This is a genomic window from Aurantimonas sp. DM33-3, assembly GCF_014334315.1.
Classification (GTDB): domain Bacteria; phylum Pseudomonadota; class Alphaproteobacteria; order Rhizobiales; family Rhizobiaceae; genus Aurantimonas; species Aurantimonas coralicida.
This window is the reverse complement of the sequence record NZ_JACSGS010000013.1, coordinates 17,226-41,212: the sequence shown is the minus strand read 5'-3', so window position 1 is coordinate 41,212 and position 23,987 is coordinate 17,226. Positions and strand designations below refer to the sequence as shown.

The 23,987-nt window shown below is 67.6% G+C and carries 21 protein-coding genes; 9 read left to right on the top strand and 12 right to left on the bottom strand.

All coding sequences use genetic code 11. The features are described 5' to 3' along the window. Window positions 1–138: 138 nt before the first annotated feature. From H9Q09_RS16465 to H9Q09_RS16440, 6 genes are all read left to right on the top strand, one after another. Window positions 139–1,272: a microcin C ABC transporter permease YejB gene (locus H9Q09_RS16465; protein ID WP_024351614.1), complete on the top strand. Its 1,134-nt coding sequence runs from the start codon at window positions 139–141 to the stop codon at window positions 1,270–1,272. A gap of 110 nt (window positions 1,273–1,382) precedes the next feature. Next, window positions 1,383–2,507 carry an ABC transporter permease gene (locus H9Q09_RS16460; protein WP_187391996.1) on the top strand — a complete coding sequence of 375 codons (1,125 nt, stop codon included), beginning with the start codon at window positions 1,383–1,385 and terminating at the stop codon, window positions 2,505–2,507. 79 nt (window positions 2,508–2,586) lie between these two features. Continuing rightward, entirely contained in the window at window positions 2,587–3,588 is a 1,002-nt protein-coding gene (locus H9Q09_RS16455) for a cation diffusion facilitator family transporter (protein ID WP_187391924.1), read from the top strand. A 23-nt stretch (window positions 3,589–3,611) separates the two neighbouring features. Next, window positions 3,612–5,279 (top strand): ABC transporter ATP-binding protein, encoded by a 1,668-nt coding sequence (locus H9Q09_RS16450; RefSeq protein WP_228239944.1) that lies wholly within the window; start codon window positions 3,612–3,614, stop codon window positions 5,277–5,279. Then, a complete protein-coding gene (locus tag H9Q09_RS16445; protein ID WP_187391922.1) occupies window positions 5,276–5,935 on the top strand; it encodes an NUDIX hydrolase in 660 nt (219 codons plus the stop codon). Before H9Q09_RS16450 ends, H9Q09_RS16445 begins: the two co-directional genes overlap by 4 nt. A 3-nt stretch (window positions 5,936–5,938) precedes the next feature. After that, the gene (locus tag H9Q09_RS16440; protein ID WP_187391921.1) at window positions 5,939–6,880 is read left to right on the top strand and encodes a glyoxylate/hydroxypyruvate reductase A; all 942 of its coding nucleotides are present in this window, start codon (window positions 5,939–5,941) and stop codon (window positions 6,878–6,880) included. 99 nt (window positions 6,881–6,979) lie between these two features. Here H9Q09_RS16440 and H9Q09_RS16435 read toward each other — a convergent pair whose 3' ends face one another. From H9Q09_RS16435 to H9Q09_RS16425, 3 genes are all read right to left on the bottom strand, one after another. After that, a complete protein-coding gene (locus H9Q09_RS16435) occupies window positions 6,980–9,187 on the bottom strand; it encodes a methyl-accepting chemotaxis protein (RefSeq protein ID WP_348646316.1) in 2,208 nt (735 codons plus the stop codon). Between the two features lie 194 nt (window positions 9,188–9,381). Further along, window positions 9,382–10,263: a C40 family peptidase gene (locus H9Q09_RS16430; protein WP_187391920.1), complete on the bottom strand. Its 882-nt coding sequence runs from the start codon at window positions 10,261–10,263 to the stop codon at window positions 9,382–9,384. Between the two features lie 78 nt (window positions 10,264–10,341). Then, complete coding sequence (locus H9Q09_RS16425; protein WP_187391919.1) at window positions 10,342–11,751, bottom strand: leucyl aminopeptidase family protein; 1,410 nt, start codon at window positions 11,749–11,751, stop codon at window positions 10,342–10,344. 105 nt (window positions 11,752–11,856) lie between these two features. Between H9Q09_RS16425 and H9Q09_RS16420 the strand changes: the two genes are divergently transcribed. Next, window positions 11,857–12,702: a tetratricopeptide repeat protein gene (locus H9Q09_RS16420; protein ID WP_187391918.1), complete on the top strand. Its 846-nt coding sequence runs from the start codon at window positions 11,857–11,859 to the stop codon at window positions 12,700–12,702. 297 nt (window positions 12,703–12,999) lie between these two features. Here the strand turns inward: H9Q09_RS16420 and H9Q09_RS16415 are convergent, their stop codons facing one another. From H9Q09_RS16415 to H9Q09_RS16375, 9 genes are all read right to left on the bottom strand, one after another. Continuing rightward, window positions 13,000–13,986 carry a type II secretion system F family protein gene (locus H9Q09_RS16415; RefSeq protein WP_024351604.1) on the bottom strand — a complete coding sequence of 329 codons (987 nt, stop codon included), beginning with the start codon at window positions 13,984–13,986 and terminating at the stop codon, window positions 13,000–13,002. 54 nt (window positions 13,987–14,040) lie between these two features. Beyond that, window positions 14,041–15,048, bottom strand: coding sequence for a type II secretion system F family protein (locus tag H9Q09_RS16410; RefSeq protein ID WP_024351603.1), 1,008 nt, complete (start codon window positions 15,046–15,048; stop codon window positions 14,041–14,043). Further along, window positions 15,048–16,541, bottom strand: a complete 1,494-nt coding sequence (locus H9Q09_RS16405; RefSeq protein ID WP_187391917.1) for a CpaF family protein — start codon at window positions 16,539–16,541, stop codon at window positions 15,048–15,050. The genes H9Q09_RS16410 and H9Q09_RS16405 overlap by 1 nt, the downstream gene beginning before the upstream one ends. Before the next feature lie 7 nt (window positions 16,542–16,548). After that, window positions 16,549–17,823, bottom strand: coding sequence for a CpaE family protein (locus tag H9Q09_RS16400; RefSeq protein WP_228239950.1), 1,275 nt, complete (start codon window positions 17,821–17,823; stop codon window positions 16,549–16,551). A gap of 17 nt (window positions 17,824–17,840) precedes the next feature. After that, window positions 17,841–18,503 carry a CpaD family pilus assembly lipoprotein gene (locus H9Q09_RS16395; RefSeq protein ID WP_246716187.1) on the bottom strand — a complete coding sequence of 221 codons (663 nt, stop codon included), beginning with the start codon at window positions 18,501–18,503 and terminating at the stop codon, window positions 17,841–17,843. Window positions 18,504–18,571: 68 nt separating this feature from the next. Next, window positions 18,572–20,152 carry a type II and III secretion system protein family protein gene (locus tag H9Q09_RS16390; protein WP_244495461.1) on the bottom strand — a complete coding sequence of 527 codons (1,581 nt, stop codon included), beginning with the start codon at window positions 20,150–20,152 and terminating at the stop codon, window positions 18,572–18,574. Between the two features lie 35 nt (window positions 20,153–20,187). Next, entirely contained in the window at window positions 20,188–21,006 is an 819-nt protein-coding gene (cpaB, locus tag H9Q09_RS16385) for a Flp pilus assembly protein CpaB (RefSeq protein ID WP_024351598.1), read from the bottom strand. A 111-nt stretch (window positions 21,007–21,117) separates the two neighbouring features. Further along, complete coding sequence (locus tag H9Q09_RS16380; RefSeq protein WP_024351597.1) at window positions 21,118–21,630, bottom strand: prepilin peptidase; 513 nt, start codon at window positions 21,628–21,630, stop codon at window positions 21,118–21,120. Window positions 21,631–21,727: 97 nt separating this feature from the next. Then, window positions 21,728–21,913, bottom strand: a complete 186-nt coding sequence (locus H9Q09_RS16375; protein WP_024351596.1) for a Flp family type IVb pilin — start codon at window positions 21,911–21,913, stop codon at window positions 21,728–21,730. 240 nt (window positions 21,914–22,153) lie between these two features. Between H9Q09_RS16375 and H9Q09_RS16370 the strand changes: the two genes are divergently transcribed. Together H9Q09_RS16370 and H9Q09_RS16365 are read left to right on the top strand one after the other, a co-directional pair. Beyond that, complete coding sequence (locus tag H9Q09_RS16370) at window positions 22,154–22,618, top strand: pilus assembly protein N-terminal domain-containing protein (protein ID WP_246716186.1); 465 nt, start codon at window positions 22,154–22,156, stop codon at window positions 22,616–22,618. A 147-nt stretch (window positions 22,619–22,765) separates the two neighbouring features. After that, entirely contained in the window at window positions 22,766–23,959 is a 1,194-nt protein-coding gene (locus tag H9Q09_RS16365; protein ID WP_187391994.1) for a phosphopentomutase, read from the top strand. Window positions 23,960–23,987 lie beyond the last annotated feature (28 nt).

Here is a 23,987-nt window from a genome sequence, read left to right as displayed (position 1 = left end):
GGCACCACGCTGAAAACGGGACGGGTCGCGGCCGCGCTTTTGCGATCGCGCCACGCCCGCGTTATCACCGCAATCGGCCGGTAATGCCGGCTGCCGGTTCGCCGGCGCAATCTGCATCTCGGAGACGATCACCCGCCCATGGGCTCCTATATCCTCCGCCGCATCCTGCTGATGATCCCGACGCTCGTCGGCATCATGGCGATCTCGTTCCTGGTGATCCAGTTCGCGCCCGGCGGGCCGATCGAACAGGTCATCGCCAGCCTGCAGGGCGAAGCCGGCGGCGCCATGGACCGGGTGTCCGGTGGCGGCGGTGATTTCGGCTCGGGGTCGAGCGGCGGCAGCGACAATTCCGGCTATCGCGGCGCGCAGGGGCTCGACCCGGCCTTCATCGAGCGGCTCGAAAAGCAGTTCGGCTTCGACAAGCCGCCGCTGGAGCGCTTCGGCATGATGCTGTGGAACTATGTCCGCTTCGATTTCGGCGACAGCTATTTCCGCTCGGTCTCCGTCTGGGACCTGATCCTCGAAAAGATGCCGGTATCGATCTCGCTCGGCCTGTGGATCACGCTCCTGTCCTACCTGATCTCGATCCCGCTCGGCATCCGCAAGGCGCTGACCGACGGCTCGCGCTTCGACGTGTGGACCTCGGGCGTCGTCATCGTCGCCTATGCGATCCCCGGCTTCCTCTTCGCCATCATTCTCATCGTGCTGTTTGCCGGCGGGTCCTTCTATGACTGGTTCCCGCTGCGCGGCCTCCTGTCGGACGGGGTGCGCGGCGACTGGTGCGCGGTCTGGTCGCCGGCCGGCGATCTCGGCCGCTGCGTGACGCAGACCATCCCGGACTATTTCTGGCACCTGACGCTGCCGTTGATCGCCCTGTCGCTGTCGGCCTTCGCCACGACGACGCTCCTGACCAAGAACTCCTTCCTCGACGAGATCCGCAAGCAATACGTCACGACGGCCCGCGCCAAGGGGCTGTCGGAGCGGCGGGTGCTCTACGGCCACGTCTTCCGCAACGCCATGCTGATCATCGTCGCCGGCTTCCCCGGCGCCTTCATCTCCGCCTTCTTCGCCGGCTCGCTGCTGATCGAGACGATCTTCTCGCTCGACGGCCTCGGCCTGCTCGGCTTCGAATCCATCTACCAGCGGGACTATCCGGTCGTGTTCGGCACCCTCTACATCTTCTCCCTGCTCGGCCTCGTGACGACCCTTCTCTCCGACCTCACCTACACCTGGATCGATCCGCGGATCGACTTCGAGAAGCGGGAGGTGTGACGATGGACGACGCACAGAAGGACCGCCTCGCCGCCGAAAAGCGCGATCCGACACTGCCCGACGAGCGTGCCGCCGACATTGCGCGCGAGCAGACCGCCGGCATCGCCCAGATGGCGCCGGAATCGGAGACGACGAAGCGCCCGCGCCTGTCGCCCCTGAACCGCCGCCGCTGGCAGAACTTCACCGCCAACCGGCGGGGCTTCTGGTCGCTGTGGATCTTCCTGATCCTGTTCGTGATCACCGGGCTGGCCGAACTCGTCGCCAACGACCGGCCGCTGCTGGTCGAGTACAAGGGCGAATTCTACTACCCGATCGTCGTCGACTATCCCGAGGAGGTCTTCGGCGGCTTCCTGCCGGTGACGAACTATCGCGACCCCTTCGTGCAGGACGAGATCGACGCCAATGGCTGGGCGATCTGGCCGCCGATCCGCTATTCCTACCAGACCGTCAACAACGCCATTCCGACGCCGGCACCCTCCGCCCCCTCCTGGACCTTCACCAGGGAGGAGCGCTGCCAGCGCTATCCGCTCGGCGCGGAAGACCCTAACTGTACCTTCGGCAACATGAACTGGCTGGGCACCGACGACCAGGCCCGCGACGTCGCCGCGCGGCTGATCTACGGCTTCCGCATCTCGGTGATGTTCGGCCTGATCCTGACCGCGGCCTCGGCGGTGATCGGCGTCGCCGCCGGCGCGGTGCAGGGCTATTTCGGCGGCTGGCTCGATCTCCTGTTCCAGCGCTTCATCGAGATCTGGTCGTCGATCCCGGTCCTCTACCTGCTGCTGATCATCGCCGCGATCCTGCCCCCCGGCTTCTGGGTGCTGCTCGGCATCATGCTGCTGTTCTCGTGGGTCGCCTTCGTCGGCGTGGTGCGGGCCGAGTTCCTGCGCGCCCGCAACTTCGAATATGTCAACGCCGCCCGGGCTCTCGGCGTCGGCGACTGGACGATCATGACCCGCCACCTCCTGCCGAACGCGATGGTGGCGACGCTGACCTTCCTGCCCTTCATCCTGAACGGCTCGATCACCACCCTCACCTCGCTCGACTTCCTCGGCTTCGGCCTGCCGCCCGGCTCACCGTCGCTCGGCGAACTGCTGGCACAGGGCAAGAACAATCTGCAGGCGCCCTGGCTGGGCTTTTCGGGCTTCTTCGTGATCTCGCTGATGCTGTCGCTGCTGGTCTTCGTCGGCGAGGCGGTGCGCGATGCCTTCGACCCCCGCAAGAGCTTCGGGTGATGCGGGGATCGCGGGGGGCATGGCGTTCCGCCGGTGGAGGCCGCCGGGGCGGCTCCAGCCGCCGGCCGGAGGCTCTCGCATGAGCGATCATTCCCATCACGGCCACGGCAGCCACGACCATGCGCACGGCTTTGCCGGCCATGCCGAGGGCGCCAACGAGACGCGAATCGCCATCGCCGCGGTGGCGACCGGCGCCTTCATGGTCGCCGAGGTGATCGGCGGTCTGGTCTCCGGCTCGCTCGCGCTCCTTGCCGATGCCGGTCACATGCTGACCGACTTCGCCGCCCTGGCGCTTGGCTGGTTCGCCTTCCGGCTGGCCCGCAAGCCCAGCGATGCGCGCCGTACCTTCGGCTATGACCGCTTCCAGGTGCTGGTCGCCTTCGTCAACGGCCTTGCCCTGTTCCTGATCGCCGCCTTCATCATCTACGAGGCCTGGCACCGGCTGCAGGCGCCGAGCCCGATCCTCGGCGGCACCATGATGGCGGTCGCGGTCGCCGGCCTTGCGGTCAATGTCGGCGTCTTCCTCGTCCTGCACGGCGCCGACCGCGACAATCTCAACATCCGCGGCGCAGTGCTGCATGTCCTCGGCGATCTTCTCGGCTCGGTGGCCGCGATCCTCGCCGCGGTCGTCATCCTTTGGACCGGATGGACGCCGATCGACCCGATCCTGTCGGTGCTGGTTTCGGTGATCATCCTCGTTTCGGCCTGGCGGCTGGTGCGCGACGCCGGCCATGTGCTGCTGGAAGGCGCGCCCGGCGACGTCGACATCGCTGAGATCGCGCCGCATCTGGTTGCCGCGGTGCCGGGCCTGCGCGAAGTCCACCACGTCCACGCCTGGTCGATCACGCCGGAACGCACGATGGCCACTTTGCACGCCTGCGTTGCGGAAGAGGCCGACGGCACCGCCGTCGTGCGCACCATCAAGGCCGAACTGCGCCAGCGCTTCGCCATCCACCATGCGACCGTCGAGATCGAGCGCGGCATCTGCGCCGACGACGGCCGCAACCATCATGGCGAAGCACCGGCCGCCGCCCCATGTCACATGCCCGCCCGAGGCGCGGCCGCCACGTCCCCGCGATGACGCCGGAACAAGGATTTCAACGCTTGAGCCCGACCGCCAATATCGCCCAGCCCCCCGCACCGCAGGACACGCTGCTGTCCGTCGAGAATCTGTCGGTCGCCTTCACCCAGGGCGGCAAGACGCAGCTCGCCGTCGACAACGTCTCCTTCTCCATCGGCCGGGGCGAAACCGTCGCGCTGGTCGGCGAATCCGGCTCCGGCAAGTCGGTGTCGGCGTTGTCGATCCTGAAGCTGCTGCCCTATCCGGCGGCCAGCCATCCCGGCGAGGGCCGGGTGATGTTCGACGGCCAGAACCTGATCGACGATGACGAGCGCGACCTGCGCAAGGTCCGCGGCAACCGCATCTCTATGATCTTCCAGGAGCCGATGTCGTCGCTCAATCCGCTGCACACGATCGAGCGGCAGATCGGCGAGGTCCTGAAGCTGCATCGCGGCATGCGCGACAAGCAGGCGCAGGAACGCACGCTGGAGCTGATGCGGCAGGTCGGCATCCGCGACCCTGAGAAGCGGCTCGACGCCTATCCGCACCAGCTCTCCGGCGGCCAGCGCCAGCGCGTGATGATCGCCATGGCGCTCGCCAACGAGCCGGACCTCCTCATCGCCGACGAGCCCACCACCGCCCTCGACGTGACGGTGCAGGCGCAGATCCTCGAACTTCTGAAGGTCATGCAGACCCGCCAGAACATGGGGATGCTGTTCATCACCCACGATCTCGGCATCGTGCGCGCCATCGCCGACCGGGTCTGCGTGATGTACCGGGGAAAGATCGTCGAGGAAGGCCCCACCAAGCGCATCTTCGAGGCGCCCGAACACCATTACACCAGGCATCTTCTGGCCGCCGAGCCCAAGGGCCAGCCGCCGGCCGCCAACGCCAATTCCCCGGCGGTCGTCGAAGCGAAAGACGTGAAGGTCTGGTTCCCGATCAAGACCGGCTTCTTCCGCCGCACCACCGACCACGTGAAGGCGGTGGACGGCATCGACCTCACCGTGCGCGCCGGCCAGACCGTCGGCGTCGTCGGCGAATCCGGCTCCGGCAAGACCACGCTGGGCCTGGCGTTGACGAGGATGATCGGCTCAACGGGCGAGATCCGCTTCGACGGCGAACGCATCGACGAACGCTCCTTCAAGGCGATGAAGCCGCTGCGCGAGCGCATGCAGATCGTCTTCCAGGACCCGTTCGGCTCGCTGTCGCCGCGCATGCCCATCGCCGACATCGTCGCCGAGGGGTTGGAGATCCACGAGCGCAAACTGTCGGCCAGCGAACGCGACGCCCGCGTCGTCACGGCACTCAACGAGGTCGGTATCGACCCGGCGACCCGCTTCCGCTTCCCGCACGAGTTTTCGGGCGGCCAGCGCCAGCGCGTGGCGATCGCGAGGGCCATGGTCCTCAATCCGCGCTTCGTCATGCTCGACGAGCCGACCTCTGCCCTCGACATGAGCGTGCAGGCCCAGGTGGTGGACCTGCTGCGCGACCTCCAGAAGAAGCATAATCTGGCCTATCTGTTCATCAGCCACGATCTGCGCGTCGTGCGGGCCTTGGCCAACGAGGTCATCGTCATGCGCAATGGCCGCGTGGTGGAGCGGGGACCGTCCGACGAGATATTCGACAACCCGAAGACCGATTATACCAAAGCGCTGATGGCCGCCGCCTTCGACATCAAGGCCGCACCGACGGGAATTGTATCGCAATGAGTACAGGTCACTACCGCGACAGGCTCGACGACCAGCCGATCGAGACGGAGCTCGTCAGCGACGAGCTGCTGCACGGCGGCTTCCGCGACTTCAAGGTGGCGACCCTGCGCCATGCCCGCCTCGACGGCGAAGGGATGGTCGGTCCGGTGCGGCGCGAATATCTGCACACCGGCTCGGTGGTCGTCATCATCCCCTACGATCCGGTGCTGGATTCCATCGTCGTCATCCGCCAGTTCCGCTTGGCCGCCGCGCTGAAGACCGAATGCGGCGCGGCACTCGAACTGCCGGCCGGCATGGTCGATGCGGGCGAAAGCATCGAGGCGGCGGCCCGGCGTGAGCTGACGGAAGAGACGGGCCTCGTCCCGCAGGCCGTCGAGGATTGTTTCCGGATGCTGGCCGCGCCCGGCCTCACCGACGAGCATGCGACGATCTTCCTGGCGCTGGTCGACGCGTCGAACCTTGCGACCTCGGCCGGCAATGCCGACGAGGACGAGGACATCCGCCCGATCCTCGCCAAAGTCGACGATCTCGTCGCTGCCGTGGACGACCGGCGGGTCGAGAACGGCTATCTGATCGCCTGCGCCCACTGGTTCGCGCGGCTCGGCCGTTCGCGGGCCCAGGCGCTGCTCGGAACGCTCGACGGCCCGGAGGACTGATCCATGACCATTCTCCTCTCCGTCACCGGCTTCGATCCGAAGCGCTGGCGCGCCGCGCTGGAAGCCGCCGATAGCGGCCGCGACATCGTTCTGGAGCCGGCCCATTCGGCCGATCCCGCCATCGAATACGCCGTCGTGTGGAAGCAGCCGCCGGGTCTTCTGGAAGGGCTGCCGAACCTCAAGGCGATCTTCTCGCTCGGTGCCGGCGTCGATCACATCTTCGCCGACAAGGCCCTGCCTGACGTGCCGGTGGTGCGCATCGTCGCCGACGATCTCACCGCGCGGATGAGCGAATATGTCGTCTGGCGGGTACTCGATCATTTCCGCCGCGGCCGCGCCTATCGCACCCAGCAGGCCCAGACGATCTGGCACGAGCGCCTGCAGCCGGCGGCAAGAGAGATCACCGTCGGCATCATGGGCTTCGGCGAACTCGGCCGCGACGCCGCCGGCAAGCTGCAGGCCCTCGGCTTCAACATCGCCGGCTGGAGCCGCACCGCCAAATCGGCCGAAGGCGTCGAGACCTTTGCCGGCGAGGACGGGTTGAATGGCTTCCTGGCGGCTTCGGACATCGTCGTGGTGCTGCTGCCGCTGACCGCCGAAACCCGCGGCATCATTGACGCCGGCTTCCTGTCGCGCCTGAAGCGCCGCACGCCGCTCGGCGGTCCGGTGCTGATCAATGCCGGTCGCGGCGGCCTGCAGAACGAGGCCGCCATCCTCGACGCGCTGGATCAGGACACTTTGATGGAAGCCTCGCTCGACGTCTTCAATGTCGAGCCGCTGCCGGCCGATCATCCGCTCTGGCGCCATCCGCGGGTCTTCGTCACGCCCCATGCGGCAGCGGTCTCCGACCCGGATGCGCTGGCCCCCGCCGTCATGCGCCAGATCGCGGCCCATGAGCGCGGCGAGCCGCTGCGCGGCGTCGTCGACCGCACCGCCGGCTACTGACCGACCGCCAAGCGCAAACAGAAACGCCGGACAGGGGAAAAGCCCCTGCCCGGCGTTCGACTGCGCAACCGGGCGGCCTGAGCCGCCCGGTGACAAGGCTCAGAACTCTTCCCAGCCCTCGCTCTGCGGCGCGGTGTTGCGGGCCGCCGCGGCGCCGCCGCGACCGGTCTGGCGCATCTGGACGACGGGCGCCTTGGGGGCAGCCGGGCGCGACCGCGACGGGCGTGCCTGCCGGCCAGTCTCCGCGCGGGTGCGGAAGCGGCCGGTGAGCTGATCCAGCGCATCGGCGTCCTTGGCCAGCGTCTGGCTGGCTGCCGTCGCTTCCTCGACCATGGCAGCGTTCTGCTGGGTCACCTTGTCCATCTGGTCGGCCGCACCCGAGACTTCCCGCAGGCTCGTTGCCTGTTCGCGAGCGCTCGACGCAATGGTCGAGATGACCTCCGCCATGGCGCTGACTTCGGTGACGATCTCTTCCAGCGACTTGCCGGACGCCGTGACCAGTTCCACGCCGGTGCCGACCTGCTCGCGGGACGTGGCGATCAGGGTCTTGATCTCCTTGGCCGCTTCCGCGGAGCGCTGGGCGAGGCCCCGCACTTCCTGGGCGACGACCGCAAAGCCCTTGCCCGCTTCGCCGGCCCGTGCCGCCTCGACGCCGGCATTCAGCGCCAGGAGATTGGTCTGGAAGGCGATCTCGTCGATGACGGAGATGATCGAGTTGATCTTCTCCGAGGACTGCTCGATCTGGCCCATGGCCGCGACCGCCTTGCCGACGACCTCGCCGCCCTTCTGGGCCTTGCCACGGGCGTCCGAGGCGACGCGCTGTGCCTTGCCGGCGCTCTCTGCCGTATCGTTGACCGCCTGCGTCACCACGCTGAGCGCTGCGACCGTCTGTTCGAGGCTCGCCGCCTGCTGCTCGGTGCGATGCGCCAGGTCGTTCGAGGCGGTGGTGATTTCGCCCAGCCCCATGCGGATCGAGCCGACCGCATTGACGACGCCTCCGACGGTCTCCTCCAGGGTGGCGACGGACTGGTTGTAGAGGTCGCAGATTTCCTCGAAGCCCACCATGCGGGCCCGGTCGAGGCGAGCCGTGAGGTCGCCCTCCGACAGCGCCCGGAAGGCCGGCGCGATGCCGGCGATGAACGCCTGGCGTGCCGTCTCTGCCGCATCGATCTCGGCACTGCGCCGCTGTTCCAGGCCCAGCCGCTCGGCTTCCTGGCGTTCGGCGATCATCGCGCGCTTCTGCTCCTCCGAACGGCGGAACGACAGGAGGGCTTTGACCATGTCGCCGATCTCGTCCTTGCGGTCGCCGTCAGGCACGCGGGCGGTCATGTCGCCGGCGGCGAAGTCGCGCATGGCGGCGGCGGTGACCGAGATCGGCGTGGCGATCGACCGGCCGACGACGAGGACGGTGGCCGCGATGATCAGCGTCAGCAAGGCCGCCAGAGCCAGAACGATCTTGAGGGCCAGCGACGAGGCCGCGGCACTGGCCGCCTCGGCGTCGACGCGCGTCGCCGCCACGCCCGACAGGATCGTCTGGAACAGCGGCTCGACCTCGGCGAAGACGGCGCTCAGCTCCTCGCGCAGGGCTGCTTCCGCCGCCATCGCCTCGGCATAGCCGGCAAAATTGCCGGTGTAGGTCGCAAGGTCGGCCAGCACCGCATTGCGCGTCTGCACCGAACCGAAGGCGGCCGGGCCGACACTTGCCAGGTCGCTGGCCTGGGCGTTCAACCGCTCGACATATTTGAGATCGCCGCGAAGGATGAAATCCTTCTCGTGCCGGCGCAACATCAGCATCATCACCTGCAGCGAGGGATTGCCCACCTCGCTCAGTTCGGCTTCGAGATCGTGGACCGCGGTCCGCAGCGCGCCCTGCAGGCCGGAATTCTCGTCGAGACCCAGCGAGCGATTGACCGCCGCCGCCTGCTCGAACAGCTCGCCATAGCGCGTGAAACTGCGGCGCATGGCCTCCGCTTCGCCGGCCAGCCGGCTCAGACCGCCCGCCTGCAACCGGTCGGACAGGTTCTGGAACGCGTCCGCGAGACGGGCGCGGACGGCTGCGTGCTTGGCGATATCGGCCTCGGTCCGGCGCAGGAAGAAGTCCTTCTCGGCGCGCCGCGCCTGCAGGAAGTCCACCTCGATGCGCTGTGTCACGCGTTCGGCGTCACGCGCGCTGTCGATCACCGCCGCATAGTCGGACCGGATGCTCTGGTCGGTGACGAAGATGGCGGCGAGAGCCAGCATGCCGGCGATACTGACCGCCGCGATCGCGGCGATACGGGTGGAAATCTTCAGGTCCGAAAGCTGCACGGCAGGGCATGTCCTATGGCATCAAAGGCGTTCGGGGGGGCGAACGCGGCAATCCATGCGTCTAGGCTGCGCTGCTTAACAACGCCTTAACCATCCAGTTTTTCAGCGCTTCGTAAGCGGGCCAAACCGTTGCAATTCCTGACATACTGCGGCGGCGGCGCGCCATGCCTCGCCGCGGCGCAGCCGGGTGCGGATCAGCCGTGGACCGCAGCGGCGGGCCGCAATCGCCTGACGCTGGTGACCGCAATGCCCCGCTCCTCGAAGCGCGCCATGGTCTCCATCAGCGGCTCGATCGCCGTCAGCATGTGATGCGCGTTGGCGTGCAGAAGCCGGGCGCCGTCGAGCATGATCCCGACATGCCCCTTCCAGAAGACCAGATCGCCGCGCTGCAGCGCCTCGACGCCGGCAACCCGCGTGCCGAGGGCGCGCTCCTGCATGTCGGTGTCGCGCGGCGCCTCGATCCCGGCCATCTGGCAGGCGATCTGGACGAGGCCCGAACAGTCGATGCCCGACGCGCTCTTGCCGCCCCACAGATAGGGCACGCCGAGGAAGCGCTCGGCGATGGCGACATAGTCGTCAGCGACGCTGGCGACCGGCTCCAGATGCTGGAGGACGACCGCTCCCGCCGGCTCGATCCGGGCATAGGCGGCGTTGTGGTCCTGCCCGGCACCGACCACCGCGAGGGCGGCGCCCATTGGCAGGTCGTGGAGCGGCGGCAGCTTGATGTCGTAGCCGGGAAAGACCAGCGTGCGCGGGACGCAGACCCGGTGCGTCGGGGCGGCGCCGGGCCGGCCGAGCGCAGCGCTCGGCACATAGCCGACATAGCCGTCATTCCGGAGCTGCACCCAGGCCCAGCCTTCGTCGTCCTCGTCGAAGACGGTGACGGCCTCGCCGAACAGTGCCTCGGTATCGAGCGGGGCATTGCCCGCCGGATGCCGCCGGACCGGCGCCAGGGCAGCGATGATCCGGCGCGGGACCCCGTCGACGAAGCGATCGGCCGTGACCTGCCCCTCGAGCCGGCGGTCGGCGAGATCGGGGCGCACGGCGTTGAGGCGGGGATCGGGGGAGCCGGTCATGAACGCGTCTGCCTTGCTGTGCGAAACGAAGAAGATGCGACCGGCCCGCTCGGGCCGATCGCCTGCGGTGCCAAACCGTCAGCGCCGCGGAAAGCGCGCCTTCAGCACCTGGAAGAGCGCACGGGTGGCATGGGCCTCGCCTCCGACGGGGCCGATCGGGCTCGCCTTGGCGCGCCAGCCATAGACGTCGAAATGCGACCAGCTTTCGGCCTTTTCGACGAAGCCCTGCAGGAACAGTGCGGCCGTCACCGCACCGGCGAATCCGTCGCTCGTGACATTGTTGATGTCGGCGACCCGTGACGAGAGGTTGGCGGCATAGGGCGCCCAGAGCGGCATCCGCCAGACCGGGTCGGCCACCGCCATGCTCGCCGCGGCAAGATCCCCGGCAAAGCCGTCATCGTCGGTGAAGAAGGGCGGCAGGTCGGGCCCGAGCGCCACGCGGGCCGCGCCGGTCAGGGTCGCCATGTCGATCAGGAGCTGCGGCGCCTCCTCGTCGGCCAGCGCCAGGGCGTCGGCGAGCACCAGCCGGCCCTCGGCGTCGGTGTTGCCGATCTCCACCGTCTTGCCCTTGCGGCTGTGCAGGATGTCGCCGGGACGGAAGGCGTTGGCCGAGATCGCGTTCTCCACCGCCGGGATCAGCACCCGCAGATGCAGATCGAGCCCGCAGGCCATGATCATGTGGGCGAGGCCCAGCACGTTGGCCGCGCCGCCCATGTCCTTCTTCATCAGGAGCATGCCCGAGGCCGGCTTGATGTCGAGGCCGCCGGTGTCGAAGCAGACGCCCTTGCCGACGAGGGTCACCTTCGGCGCGTCCGCCCGCCCCCAGCGCATGTCGATCAGGCGCGGCGCCGAGGCGCTGGCCCGGCCGACGGCGTGGATCATCGGGAAGTTCTCTTCAAGCAGCGCGTCACCCTCGATCGTCGTCACCGCGGCGCCGAACGCATCGGCCAGCGTCCGGGCCGCCGCTTCCAGTTCGGCCGGTCCCATGTCGCTGGTCGGGGTGTTGATGAGGTCACGGGTCAGCGACACGCCGGCCGCCAGCGCCTGCGCCTCGGCGGCGTCGACGTCGCCGGGCGGCGCGAAGCGGATGTCGGCCGCCGCGTCCTCGTCCTTGCGTCCGGTGCGGTAGCGATCGAAGCGATAGCCGCCGAGAAGCACCGCCAGTGTCGCCAGCGATCCGTCGAGATCGGCGCCCTCGGCAAGCTGCCAGTCGCCCGCCGGCAGATGGGTCGCCAGCGCACCGGCCGCGAGTGCCCGCCGCGCGGCCGCGCCCTCCCCCGTTCCGGCGGCCTTGCCGAGGCCGAGAACGGCGCCGGCGGTCGCCCCGTCGGCATTGGGCACGAGCAGCACCTGGCCGGCGCCGGCCTCGAAACGCGTCGCCCTGGCCCAGCGCCGCGCCGCCTCCGGCAGGTCGTTGAGACCGTCACGGGTCGCCGTCCAGACAGGCAGGGCGGTCGCGGCATTGTCGCTGGCAAGGGTGATCGGCATGGGGCGTGTCCTGAGGTTTGCGTCCTGAGACCGGCATTAACCGGTCATTAGGGTTAACGAAATACTCTCACCGTCGAAGGCCGTCTCGTTTTCGATGCGGCCGACATGCAGGCGGAACAGGAGCAGATCATGGTCGGGCGCGGAACTAGTTCGGGACGCCGTGCGAAACAGGGGCTGCTCCTCGGCGCATGCCTCGCCCTGATGGTGACCCAGGGCTGCGGCTCCGTCTCCAACGAGACCACCGGTTCGATCCAGCGCCCCGCGCAGCAGGGCCGCACGGTGGCCCAGATGAACACCACCGAATTGCAGTCGGCCGTGCGCACCTATGGCGCCGCCTATGACCGCGATCCCAAGAACAAGCCCACCGGCCTTTCCTATGCCGCGGCGCTGCAGATGGCCGGACGCAACGACCAGTCGCTGGCGGTGATGCAGCAGATGGCGATCGCCCATCCGGAAGATCGCGACGTCCTCGCCGCCTACGGCAAGGCGCTGGCCGCCGCCGGCGACCTGCCCAAGGCGCTGGAGACCATCCGCCGCGCCCAGACCCCGGACTATCCCGACTGGCGGCTCTATTCCGCCGAGGGTGCCATTCTCGACCAGATGGGCCAGCAGGTTCCGGCGCGCACGCTCTATCGCAAGGCGCTGGACATGCAGCCGAACGAGCCGACGATCCTGTCCAATCTCGGCATGTCCTACCTTCTCGGCAACGATCTGAAGTCGGCCGAATCCTATCTGCGCTCCGCCGCCTCCCAGCCGGGCAGCGACAGCCGCGTGCGCCAGAACCTAGCGCTGGTCGTCGGCCTGCACGGCCGCTTCGACGAGGCCGAGAAGATCGCCAGCAGCGAACTGCCGCCGGCCGAGGCGGAAGCCAATGTCGCCTTCCTCAAGGCGATGCTCGCCCAGCAGAACACCTGGGCGATGCTGAAAGACAAGGACAAGGCCGAGAACTGATCGGCCCCACCGCGTCACGCTGACGGCTCGAAGACACGAATAGGGCGCATCCTCGGGGGTGCGCCCTTTTTGCGTTGACGGCCGCTGCGGCCCGCCCCTGGGCCGCCTCGATAAGGGCAGACGGACAGCGGTCGCTCAGCTTCATGTGTTCGGGTGCTGCGCCGACCCTCGCTGTGATGGTTCGGGATCGTCCCCCCCGGGTTCATGCGGATAACCCCGGCACCCCCTTGCGAGGCCGGCTCCACGGCGCGGCCAAACCCGATCCGGCAGGCGCCGGGCGCCCTGCTGGCGGTGCCGTTACTGGACGGCCATGACCTTGATGATCGCCGGGCCGATGATGACCGCGAACAGCACCGGCAGGAAGAATACGATCATCGGCACGGTGAGCTTCGGCGGCAGCGCGGCGGCCTTCTTCTCGGCGAGGTTCATCCGCTGGTCGCGGTTTTCCTGCGACAGCGTCCGCAGCGCGGTGCCCAGCGGCGTGCCGTAGCGCTCGGCCTGGACCAGCGCCGTACAGACCGTGCGCACGCCGTCGAGGCCGGTCCGGGTGGCCAGATTGTCATAGGCCACCTTGCGGTCCGGCAGATAGGACAGCTCGGCGCAGACCAGCACCAACTCCTCGGCCAGCGGGATCGACTGGATGCCGATCTCCTCGGCCACCCGGCGGAAGGCCGCCTCGATCGAATTGCCCGATTCCACGCAGATCAGCAGCAGATCCAGGGCATCCGGCCAGGCCCGGCTGATCGACAGCCGGCGCTTGGTGGCGCGGTTCTTCACAAAGAAGATCGGCGCGACGAAGCCGACATAGGCGACGCCGAGGCAGATCGCGATGCGCATCATCGTCGGATGCGTGTCGAGGAGACCAAGGCCGAAGACGTAGAACAGCGCCAGGGCGAACATCAGGAGCGGCAGGACGGCGCGTGCGAACAGGAACAGTGTCAGCGGCCGCTGGCCGCGATAGCCGGCGTTGCGCAGGCTCGTCACGGTCTTGTCGTCGGCCAGCGCCGTGCGCAGGTTGAGCCGTTCGACGACGAGGCTGGCGACGCCCTTGCTGTCCTGCTGGCGCAGGCCCGAGCGGCCGCGCTCGTTCTCGGCGGCCATGCGCGCCCGCTCGCGCGCCCGCATCTCGTCGCGCTCCAGCGCCACAGCCTTCATCCGGCTCTTCAGCTGGTTGCCGGCGAGCATCGGCATGGCAATGGCGATGAAGGTGGTGAACACCGCGATCGCCATGACCACGCTGGCGGCGACCGCCGGGGACACTCCGATGAGCGCGAACATTTCCATACTCGTCTGCACCTTCCGCTTCGGCTGCGCCTTCTGAGCGGCGCCGGTCGGCCCTTAGAAATCGAAGCTGATCATCTTCTTCATCACGAAGACGCCGGTCGCCATCCACAGTCCCGAGATCGCCAGGATCAGATGGCCGGTGCCGGAGGTGAAGAGGACCGAGATGTAGTCGGGCGTCGTGATGTAGACGAGGCTGGCGACGACCACCGGCAGCGCGCCGATGATGCCGCCCGAAGCCTTGGCCTCCATCGACATCGCCTGCACCTTCGCCCGCATCTTCTTGCGGTCGCGCAGCACATTGGACAGGTTGCCCAGCGCTTCCGACAGATTGCCGCCGGCCTGCGACTGGATGGCGATGACGATGGCGAAGAAGTTCGCCTCGGGCGTCGGAATGTTGCGATAGAGCTTCTCCACCGCCTCGGAGATCGGCACGCCCATCTGCTGGCTCTCGATGATCTTGCGGAACTCGCTGCGCACCGGCTCCAGCGTCTCGCCGGAGACGATCCTGAGCGTGTCGTTCAGCGGCAGGCCGGATTTCACGCCGCGCACGATCAGATCGATGGCGTTGGGAAACTCCTCGCCGAATTTCTGGAAGCGCTTCTTGCGCGCCCGCGACAGGAGGAAGCGCGGCAGGCCGAGCCCGCCGACGACGACCGCACCGATCAGGAGCAGCAACGGCGCACCGAAGATCGCCGCCACGAACAGGCTGACGAAGCCCATGGCGATGCTGAGCAGCACGAACTGCTTGACGCTCATCGTCCAGCCGGCCTGTTCGAGCTGGCGCTGCAGGGTCAGCTTGCCGGTGTGCTTGTCGCGCTCCTTCTGGCGCGATTCCAGCTCCTTCAGCGACGACTGGATCGTCTTGCGGCGCTTGTCCTGCTCCTTCAGCCGGTCGCGGGCGACCTTCAGCGAACGCCGCTCGGTGTCGTCGCGCGTATATTGCGCACGCCGGTTCTCCACCTTGCGTTCCTTGGCGATCCGCGGCTGCAGAAAGGCGAAGGCGAGCGCGCCGGCGGCGATCGTCGAGAACAGGATGAACAGGATGACGCCGGCCGGGCTCATTACAGCATCCCCGCAGGCTCGTCGGCGCCCGACGCGTCGAGGGCGGCGGCAAGGCGCTGCTCCTCGTTGTAGTAGCGCGCCCGGTCCCAGAAGGCCGGCCGGCCGATGCCGGTGGAGCGGTGGCGGCCGATGATCCGGCCCTGGGCGTCCTCGCCGGTCATGTCGTAGACGAACAGATCCTGCGTGGTGATCACGTCGCCCTCCATGCCGAGCACTTCGGTGATGTGGGTGATCCGGCGCGACCCGTCGCGCAGGCGCGCGGCCTGGACGATCACGTCGATGGAGCCGACGATGATCTCCTTGACGGTGCGCGAGGGCAGCGAGAAGCCGCCCATGGCGATCATCGATTCCATGCGGTTCAGGCACTCGCGCGGCGAGTTGGCGTGGATCGTGCCCATCGAGCCGTCATGGCCGGTGTTCATCGCCTGCAGGAGGTCGAAGACCTCCGGTCCGCGCACTTCGCCGACGATGATGCGTTCGGGCCGCATGCGCAGGCAGTTCTTGACCAGATCGCGCATGGTGATCTCGCCCTCGCCCTCGATGTTGGGCGGGCGGGTTTCCAGGCGCACGACATGGGGCTGCTGGAGCTGCAGCTCCGCCGAATCCTCGCAGGTGATGATCCGCTCGTCGGTGTCGATATAACGGGTCAGGCAGTTCAGAAGCGTCGTCTTGCCCGAGCCGGTACCGCCGGAGATGACCACGTTGCAGCGGACCCGGCCGATGATCTGCAGGATCTGCGCGCCTTCCGGCGAGATTGCGCCGAACTGGACGAGCTGGTCGAGGGTGAGCTTGTCCTTCTTGAACTTACGAATGGTCAGCGTGGTGCCGTCGATGGACAGCGGCGGCGCGATGACGTTGACGCGGCTGCCGTCGGGCAGGCGCGCGTCGCAGATCGGCGAGGTCTCGTCGACGCGCCGGCCGACCTGGCTGACGATGCGCTGGCAGATGTTCAGGAGCTGCTGGTTGTCGCGGAAGCGGACATTGGTCTCCAGCACCTTGCCGGCGACTTCGATGAAGGTCTGGCGGGCGCCGTTGACCATGATGTCGGCGATGTCGTCGCGCGCCAGCAACGGCTCCAGCGGCCCGTAGCCGAGGACGTCGTTGCAGATGTCGCTGAGCATGTCCTCCTGTTCGGAGATCGACATGGCGAAGCTCTTGATCGCGACGATGTCGTTGACGATGTCGCGGATTTCCTCGCGCGCGCTCTCGGCATCGAGGCGAGCGAGCTGCGACAGGTCGATCGTGTCGATCAACGCCGCGAAGACCTCGGCCTTGCGGGCGTAATAGCTGTCCGGCCGCACGGCCGCGGAATTGTCGCTCGCGGGGGCGGCTTCGCGCGGCGCCGCTGCCGCCGGCGGCGGCGTGACGGGCGCCCGCGACACGGGCTCGCGCGGCTTGGGCGCCGGGACCGGCGCGGCCGACGGCTTCGGCAGGGTCGAGGTCAGACCCATGCCGGGATTGCTGCGAGGCTCGCTTCCGCGTTTGCCGAACATGCTGCCGCTACTCCCTGGTTGCTTTGCCGCTGTGGCGCAGCCGCTGGAGAAGGCCCTGCTTCTTCGGCTTCTTGGCCGTGCCGCGTCCGGTCAGGACGTGGGCGACGTGCTCGAAGGCCTCCACGGCCGGATGCTTGCCGTCGAGTTCGGCGAGCATCTGCCCGTTATTGGCCGCATTGCCGAAGGCCTGCGGGTCGAAATTGATCTGGGCGATCGGCTCGAGGCCGAGCGGATCGGCGAATTCCTCGGGCGAGATTTCCGGACGCCGCGGGATCGCCAGCTGGTTGAGGATCAGATGCGGCACCGGATCGTTGGGCCGCAGCTTGGCCAGCATGTCGACGAGGTTCTTGGCGTTGCGCAGATTGGCCAGATCCGGCGTCGCGGTGATGACGATCTGGTCGGCCGAGGCGAGAACGCTGCGCGTCCAGTCATTCCACACATGCGGAATGTCGAGCGCCACCACCGGCGCGCCGCGCTGGGCGGTCTCGATCAGCGCCGAGAAGGCCTCGGTCGAGAAGTCGTAGGTGCGGTCGAGCAGCGACGGCGCGGCCAGCAGCGACAGATGCTCGGCGCATTTCGACAGCAACCGGTCGAGCATGGTGTCGTCCATGCGCTCGGCCGAGAACACCGCCTCGGCGATGCCCTGGGCCGGATCCTGGTCGAAATTGATGTTGGCGGTGCCGAAGGGCAGATCGAGATCGGCGATCACCACGTCGCTGGAGAACAGCTTGGATATCGACCAGGCCAGATTGTGGGCGATCGTCGAGGAGCCGACGCCGCCCTTGGCGCCGACAAAGGCGATCGAGCGGCCGAGCGGCTCGGAATCGGGCGCGGTGAACAGCGAGCCGATGATCGTCATGATATCGGCGATCGAGACCGGCGCGACAAGATATTCCGAGACGCCGCGATGCATCAGGTCGCGGTAGAGCGCCACGTCGTTGTAGTGACCGATGATGATCACCTTGGAGCCCGGGTCGCAGACCTCCGACAGGGATTCCAGCTCGCCGATCAGCTCGAGCGGCGGCAGCTTGGATTCCAGGATGACGAGGTTGGGTGTCGGCGCGCCGGAGAAATGCTCCACCGCGGCGCGGATGCCGCCGAGATTGACCCGCATGTGGGTCTTGGCCATGCGCCGGTCCGCCCCGGCATTCTCGATCGGCCGGGCCACGGCCTCGCTTTCGCAGAAGGCCTGGATGGAGATGCGGGGGATCGGCCGGACGTTCTCCAGACCGGCCGGATCGTCGAAGCTGGTGTCCGGCGCAGCGCGCGAAGCGGTAGACATGGTTTCCGCGGCTCCCATCAGTATTCGATTTCGCTGGAACCGGCCGCCGTCGTCGTCGGCTCGCCGCGCCGGTAATTGTCGAGCACCGTGGTGCGTCGGCCGGCATCGATGGAATCGACGCCGCGCGGCGACAGCAGATCACGCGGATCGGCAATCTGGGCGGCAAGGTTCTGCTGACTGGCGCAGCCGAAATTGAAGTAGTTCTTGTTCTCGGACGTGTCCGTCAAGTCGTCGGGCCAGCGCCCGCACGGACCGGTCTTGGCGACCAGCGTCGCATAGGTCAGCCGGATCGGCGTCGGCCCTTCGGCGCCCACCGCCGAATAGGGCTGCACGAATATCCGGTCGCGCGAGATGTAGCGGCCACGCAGCGCCTCGACGATCTCGTGCGAGACCCGCTCGGCGGCATACTGGTTGGCCGAGCCGGTCGGCAGCATCACCTGGATGGAATCGGCGCCCGAAGCCCGGAACCGGTCGCCGAAATGCTCGACGCGGCCGCGATTGGCGTAGGACAGGCGGGCGTCGGACATCACGATCGGAATGTCGATGGCTTCCTGGTCCTCCGACACGACGATCGGATGCCGGGTACGGTAGTCGTCGGGGATCGAGCCGACCTCGACATTGTGGACGTTGGCGCAACCGCCGGCGATCAGCATCGCGGCCAGCGGCAACAGGGCGGCCATGGACGTCCGGGGACGGCGGCGGCCGATGATCTGCGAACGGTCTTGCACCTGCGATCTCCCAGAACCGGTCATTTGTAGATGAAGCCGACGACGCCGTGATACCGGCCGGGTGGCAGCTTGGTTTCCATGTGGCCGTAGACGCGATTGACGCGGCCGAGGAAGTTGGCGGCACCGTCGCTGGACAGGGCGAAGCCGTCGTCCGGGCGGGCCAGCGCCTGGCGCGGAACCGGGCGCACCAGATAGGGCGTGACGATGATCACCAGCTCGGTCTCGTAGCGCTGGAAGTCGCGCGAGCGGAACAGCGTGCCCAGCACCGGGATCTTCGACAGGCCGGGGAAGCCCGACATGACCTGGCGGGATTCGTCGCGCACGAGACCCGCGATGACCAGCGAGCCGCCCGATGGCAATTCGACCGTCGTATCGGCCAGACGCTTGCGGATGCCGATGACGGCAGAACCCGACGCGGTCGAGCCACGGCCAAGATTGAACGGCGATTCGAAGGTTGGCTCGGAAACGCTGGTGCGCACCTTCAGGCTGATCCGGCCGGGCGACAGGACGACCGGCGTGAAGTCCAGGCCGATGCCGTACTCGACCAGCCGGCTGTCCAGCGTGACGACCTCGCCCTCGACCTCGGTGTCGACGATGCGGCCCGCATCGTCGCGGATGTTGGTGCGCTTTTCAGGCGTGATGGTGCGGCCGTCCGGGATGGAGAATTCACCGCCGACCTTGAAGCTCGCCTTCTCGCCGCTGATCGCCGTCAGGCTGGGCTCGGCGAGGGTCCGCATGACGCCCGCCTGGTTCAGCGCCCGCAGCTGCGACTGCACGGTGTCGCCGCCCGAACTGTTGGTGATGCGGCCGAAGGTATTGGACAGCGGATTGCCGAGACCGAACAGATTGTCGGTGGCGGCCGAATAGGCGACGCCGTCGATCGAGCCGCTGGCGATGGAATCGATGCCGAGCTGCTTGACCACCGAGCGCTGGACCTCGGCGACGGTGACCTTCAGCGTCACCTGGTCCTCGCCCTGGATCTGCAGGAGATTGACGATCTGGCTCTGGCGCCGGTCTTCCTGGGCAAAGCCGACATCGCCATCACCGCCGCCGGCGCCGCCCGAAGCGGTCGCCTGCTGGATGTACTGGCCCGTCGTGCCCTCTCCGCCGGTCACGAACAGCCGCGCCAAACGCTCGACCTTGGCCGCGTCCTGGGGCGTCTGCACGGTGCCGTTCAGGACGACGTTGTCGTTCAGCATCTCGACCTGGACCACCGAGGACGGGACATATTTGCGGATCGTCGCCTCGAGCCCGTTGATGTCGCGCTCGATCTTCAGGTCGATGGACGCGATCTGGCGATTCTGCCGGTCGAAGACGACGATGTTGGTCTGGCCGATCTGCTTGCCGAAGATATAGATGCGCCGGGCGTCACGCGTGACCGCGTCGGCCACCGCGGGGTTCGCGACGAGGATGTCGTGGGCGTCGGCCTCGAGCACGATGACCTTGGTCTTGTTCAGACCGAGATTGATGGACTGGGAGCCCTGGCGGACGTTGACGACGGTCTGCTCGGCCTGGGCCGGCAGGGTCGTTGCCAGCGGCGCGAGTGCCGTGGACGCCGCGGCCATGACGACCACCAGTTTGCGAAGCCGGGCGCGTAGCATTTCGGATCCTCTCCAATCGTTCATCGGGTTGCCCGTCATTCCTTGGTGGTGATTTCGGAGGACTGGCCGTAGCGCACGACCCGGATCTTGCCGTTCCGGGCGTTCTCCTGGGCGAGCAGGAAGGCCGCATAGCCGGGCGAACCGGGCACGGAATCGGCGAGCGAGCGCAGCGAGAGCACCAGACGGTCGGCGATCTGCTGGGCAGCGGTGAGGGCTTCGGCCTGGTCGGGATCGACTTCCAGCGTCGCGGTCGAGCCGACCACGACCTTCTCGCCGTCCTTCTCCTGGATGGTCTGGTCGATGGCCAGGACCCGCAGATTGCGCAGGACGGTCTCGGTCAGGACCTGGTCGCCACGGTTCTCCGAGCTGGACACCCGGCGGGTCATGATGACGTCGACATGGTCGTTCGGCAGGACGAAGCCGCCGGCCGAGGTTTCGGCCGCGATCTGGACGGCGACCGCCCGCTTGCCGGCCGGCAGCACGGCGGACATGAAGCCCTGGTCCGAGCGGATCAGCTTGGATTCGCGCACCGGTTCGCCGGCGAAGAAAGACTGGCGGGCCAGCGAGCCCTTGAGCGTCTCGATGGCGTCGGGCCGGTCGGATTTGCGGATCAGCGTCGGTCCGATGCCGTCCTCGGGCCAGCTCTGCCAGTCGAGCGCCTCGTCCACCGCCTCGCCCATCGACAGGTCGCGGGACGTGACAAGCACTTCGGCCAGCTTGATCGGCGGCTCGGCCGGCGCCGCGGTGATGATCACCGGCTCGGCCTTTTCGGGCTGCAGGTTCAAGGCGACGAATGCCGCACCCATGGCTGCGACCAATGCGACCGCCACAACTGCCATGCGGGCTAGATTCATCGGGCTACTCCTCGCAAACGAGGCCGCGACCATGCGGCTGTTCACGACGGTTATCGCCGACAAACCCTCAATGTATGGTTAACGAAACCTCTCCTGCCCGATCGGCAGGCCTCAGAACGGGGCGCTGCGGGCCGCGATGTCGATCCAGACACTGCCGGAATAGACGGTCAGGCCGGCCAGGCCGAGGGCGATTCCATAGGGAATGCCGGTCTCGCGCTCAAGCAGGCGATCGATGAAGGCGACGCCGGTCACGGGCTGCAGAAAGGCCCGGATGGTCAGGAGCCCGATCGTCAGGAGCCCGCCATAGATGCTGGCGAAGAGGATGTATTCGAGGAGCATGGGGGTGGGCCCGAACCACACCGCGGTGGCGGCCAGGAGCTTGGCGTCGCCGCCGCCCATCCATCCCGCGGCGAACATGCCGAAGCAGACGGTCAGGCAGACAAGGCCGATGCCGAGATGGGCACCGATCGCACCGGGCGCCATGCCGGCCGCATAGGCGACGACGGGAAAGGCCAGGGCGAGGAGGATGGAGACGCGGTTGGCGATGGTCATCGTCACCAGATCCGACGCGGCCGCATAGAGCATGGCGAAGGGGAAGATGACGAGGAGCGCAAGAGCCGTCACACGCCTACTCCAGTATCCAGGACCGGGCGAAGCATCTGCTCCGTCCCGGTCCTGATGATCTTGAAATCACGCGGCATCTCCACGCGATGCGTCGCAATTAGTTGATCGTGGAAGGCGTGGAGCCGAGCATCGTGCCGATGTTGGTGAAGGAGGTGGTCAGGCCGCCGGTCACGAACGGGAAAGCGGCGATCAGGGCGACAGCCATGATGGCGGCGATCAGGCCGTATTCGATGGCGGTCGCGCCGGACTCATCCTTGGCGAAGCGAGCGAAAAGCTTGGACATTGGGAACTCCTTGATATCCAGATACCCGTTTGAAGCAGTATCCCCGTCGACTGCCTTGTCGATCGGATTGAGCCATGTCTAAGGGTGGCCGGTTGCGATCGTCTTAAGCGGCGTGGTTTATTTTCCCTTCGCCTCTTGCGTCGAATTTTCACCTTTGCTTCACGACCGGGCTTAATCCGGCGTTTACCAAGACCGTTCTACCTAGAGTGAGGACTCCAGCAGCAGAACGGGATGAGCCACATGACCAGCACACTGCGCGCCGCACTGGCTGCGATCGCCGTTCTCGCCGCATCTGGGAATGCCGCCGCCTTCGACAGCCGCGACGTCCTGCCGGTCGAGGTGGATCACGCCCGGATCGTCCAGATCGACAACCCGGCCGCCACGGTGATCGTCGGCAATCCGGCGATCGTCGACGTGGAGGTGCTGTCCTCGAACCGCCTCGTCCTCACCGGTCGCAGCTACGGCATCACCAATCTCGTCATCCTCGACGCCAATGGCGACATCGTCATGGACCAGCAGGTGGCGGTGCAGAGCTTCGAGGACAACACGGTGCGGGTCTACCGCCAGGCCAGCCGCGTGACCTATGCCTGCGCCCCCAAATGCGAGCCGACCGTGACCATCGGCGACAATGTCGACAGCTTCGGCGAGGCCGCGCAGCAATATGCCCAGCGCCAGGGCATGGCGATGGATGCCGCCAAGCAGTAATGCCCGTCCGCCCCTCGCGCCGCGGTATCCCACCTCCCCTGTGAAACCCTCCCGGTCCGCCTATCTGGCTGACCACACGCCGCGCCGGCCCTGGCTGGCCGCCGGCGCCCGACAGGCCGGGACTCCGGTCGCGGCAAGGAGAGAATGTTGGCGCGCGCTGTTCTGATCGTTCTCGATTCCTTCGGGATCGGCCATGCAAGGGATGCCGAAGCCTTCGGCGACGCGGGAGCCGACACCTTCGGCCATATCCTCGAACGCGCCGAAGCCGGCGAGGCCGACCGCGCCGGCCTCAGACAGGGCCCGCTCTCCCTGCCCAACATGCGTCGTCTCGGCCTCTTCCATGCCGCAGGTCTCGACGGCGACGGATCGCCCGCCGGCCTCTGGGGCTCGGCCGGCGAAGTCTCCCACGGCAAGGACACCCCGTCCGGACATTGGGAGATCGCCGGCGTGCCGGTGACCTTCGACTGGGGCTATTTCCCCCATACGGTGCCGACCTTCCCCGCCTCCCTGATCGCGCAGATCGGCGACGACGCCGACATTCCCGGCATTCTCGGCGACTGCCATGCCTCGGGCACCACGATCATCGCCGAACTCGGCGAGGAGAGCATCGCGTCCGGCAAGCCGATCTTCTACACCTCCTCCGACAGCGTCCTGCAGATCGCCGCCCACGAGACCCATTTCGGCCTGGAGCGGCTCTACGCGCTCTGCGCGGTCGCGCGGCGGCACGTCGATCCCTTGAATATCGGCAGGGTCATCGCGCGGCCCTTCACCGGCGAGACCGCGGCGACCTTCCGGCGGACCGCCAACCGCCGCGACTATTCGGTGCCGCCGCCCGAGCCCACCATCCTCGACCGCGCCGTCGCCGCCGGCCGCCGGGTCATCGCGATCGGCAAGATCGGCGACATCTTCGCCCATCAGGGCATCTCCGAGGTGCGCAAGGGCGACGGCAACATGGCGCTGTTCGACGCCATGCTGGGCGCGGTGGTCGACGCGAGCGACGGCGACATCGTCTTCGCCAATTTCGTCGATTTCGACATGCTCTACGGCCACCGGCGCGATGTCGCCGGCTATGCCGCGGCGCTGGAAGCCTTCGACGCCCGCCTGCCCGAGCTCGAAGCGCGGCTGCGGCCGGGCGACCTCGCCATCATCACCGCCGATCACGGCTGCGACCCGACCTTCCGCGGCACCGACCACACCCGCGAGAACGTGCCCGTGCTCGGCTTCGGGCCGGGCATCGCCTCCCGCGCCATCGGTCACCGCGAGACCTTCGCCGATATCGGCGAGAGCGTCGCCGCGCATCTCGGCCTGCCGGAAGGCCGGCACGGAACGAGCTTCCTGTGAAGGCCGACGCCGCCCCGGCCCTCGCCCG

Bases quoted from the DNA above. Each gene is read 5' to 3' on its own strand.
- H9Q09_RS16395 (WP_246716187.1), bottom strand. From the start codon at position 18,503: ATGGCCGCCCTGTTGCCGCTGGCCGCGATGCTGATCGCCGGCGGTTGC.
- H9Q09_RS16410 (WP_024351603.1), bottom strand. From the start codon at position 15,048: ATGAGCCCGGCCGGCGTCATCCTGTTCATCCTGTTCTCGACGATCGCC.
- H9Q09_RS16375 (WP_024351596.1), bottom strand. From the start codon at position 21,913: ATGTCCAAGCTTTTCGCTCGCTTCGCCAAGGATGAGTCCGGCGCGACC.
- H9Q09_RS16465 (WP_024351614.1), top strand. From the start codon at position 139: ATGGGCTCCTATATCCTCCGCCGCATCCTGCTGATGATCCCGACGCTC.
- H9Q09_RS16430 (WP_187391920.1), bottom strand. From the start codon at position 10,263: ATGACCGGCTCCCCCGATCCCCGCCTCAACGCCGTGCGCCCCGATCTC.
- H9Q09_RS16390 (WP_244495461.1), bottom strand. From the start codon at position 20,152: ATGCTACGCGCCCGGCTTCGCAAACTGGTGGTCGTCATGGCCGCGGCG.
- H9Q09_RS16440 (WP_187391921.1), top strand. From the start codon at position 5,939: ATGACCATTCTCCTCTCCGTCACCGGCTTCGATCCGAAGCGCTGGCGC.
- H9Q09_RS16420 (WP_187391918.1), top strand. From the start codon at position 11,857: ATGCAGGCGGAACAGGAGCAGATCATGGTCGGGCGCGGAACTAGTTCG.
- H9Q09_RS16425 (WP_187391919.1), bottom strand. From the start codon at position 11,751: ATGCCGATCACCCTTGCCAGCGACAATGCCGCGACCGCCCTGCCTGTC.
- H9Q09_RS16400 (WP_228239950.1), bottom strand. From the start codon at position 17,823: ATGTCTACCGCTTCGCGCGCTGCGCCGGACACCAGCTTCGACGATCCG.
- H9Q09_RS16405 (WP_187391917.1), bottom strand. From the start codon at position 16,541: ATGTTCGGCAAACGCGGAAGCGAGCCTCGCAGCAATCCCGGCATGGGT.
- H9Q09_RS16370 (WP_246716186.1), top strand. From the start codon at position 22,154: ATGACCAGCACACTGCGCGCCGCACTGGCTGCGATCGCCGTTCTCGCC.
- H9Q09_RS16460 (WP_187391996.1), top strand. From the start codon at position 1,383: ATGGCGCCGGAATCGGAGACGACGAAGCGCCCGCGCCTGTCGCCCCTG.
- H9Q09_RS16445 (WP_187391922.1), top strand. From the start codon at position 5,276: ATGAGTACAGGTCACTACCGCGACAGGCTCGACGACCAGCCGATCGAG.
- H9Q09_RS16415 (WP_024351604.1), bottom strand. From the start codon at position 13,986: ATGGAAATGTTCGCGCTCATCGGAGTGTCCCCGGCGGTCGCCGCCAGC.
- cpaB (WP_024351598.1), bottom strand. From the start codon at position 21,006: ATGAATCTAGCCCGCATGGCAGTTGTGGCGGTCGCATTGGTCGCAGCC.
- H9Q09_RS16455 (WP_187391924.1), top strand. From the start codon at position 2,587: ATGAGCGATCATTCCCATCACGGCCACGGCAGCCACGACCATGCGCAC.